This window comes from Lacticaseibacillus salsurae (assembly GCF_045862175.1).
In the GTDB taxonomy this organism is placed as follows: domain Bacteria; phylum Bacillota; class Bacilli; order Lactobacillales; family Lactobacillaceae; genus Lacticaseibacillus; species Lacticaseibacillus salsurae.
In genome coordinates, this window is the sequence record NZ_BAAFZI010000147.1 from 1 (window position 1) to 1,097 (window position 1,097).

At 52.1% G+C, this 1,097-nt stretch carries 1 protein-coding gene; it reads left to right on the forward strand.

Features of this window, described 5'->3' with window-relative positions; all coding sequences use genetic code 11:
* A partial coding sequence (locus tag ACKTSG_RS14325) for a phosphoketolase family protein (RefSeq protein ID WP_491062204.1) occupies window positions 1-1,097 on the forward strand: 1,097 nt, incomplete at both ends.

The window sequence follows — 1,097 nt, forward strand, 5'->3', positions numbered from 1 at the left end:
TATCCGCAGATCTCGCAAGATGAAAAAGGCATGCAGATCATGTTCAAGCGCTTCTCCTTCCCAGGCGGCGCGGCAAGTCACGCCAACGCCCAGATCCCAGGCTCGATCCACGAAGGTGGCGAACTGGGTTATACCTTAAGCCACGCGACTGGCGCGATTTTGGATAACCCAGATGTGATCGCAGCGGCGGTGACTGGCGACGGCGAAACTGAAACTGGCCCACTGGCAGCTTCTTGGTTCTCCAACACCTTTATCAACCCGATCACTGATGGCGCGGTATTGCCGATCGTGCACATGAACGGCTTTAAGATCTCCAACCCAACGATCTTATCGCGCAAATCCGACGAAGACTTGACCAAGTACTTTGAAGGCATGGGCTGGGATCCGATTTTTGTTGAAGGCGACGATGCCAAAAAGCTCAACCCGATCATGGCTGCGGCGATGGACAAAGCCATCGAATCCATCAAAGCGATTCAAAAGCATGCCCGTGACACTGGCGATACCACCATGCCGCACTGGCCAGTGTTGATCGTGCGCACGCCAAAAGGCTGGACTGGTCCTAAGACTTGGAACGGCGAACCGATCGAAGGGTCATTCCGCGCTCATCAGATCCCAATTCCAGTTAAGCGCGACGACATGACCCACAAAGAATCGCTGGAAGACTGGCTGAAATCTTATAAGCCAGAAGAACTTTTCGACGACAACGGTACCTTGATCCCAGAACTTCAGGCCTTAACGCCTAAAGGGGACAAGCGCATGGCCGCTAATCCGATCACCAATGTCAGCTACCACGCTAAGCCTTTGGTATTGCCAAAGGTCGACGATTACGCCTTGGACAACACCAAGCGCGGCCAAAACGTCAAACAAGATATGATCATTTGGTCAGATTACTTGCGCGACTTGATCAAACTCAACGCTGACAACTTCCGCGTGTTTGGGCCTGATGAAACCATGTCCAACCGTTTGTATGGCTTGTTTGAAGCCACCAACCGGCAATGGTTAGAACCGATCGATCAAAAGAATTGCGACGAAGATATGGCCCCAAGCGGTCGCATCATCGACTCACAATTATCTGAACACCAAGCAGAAGGGTTTGC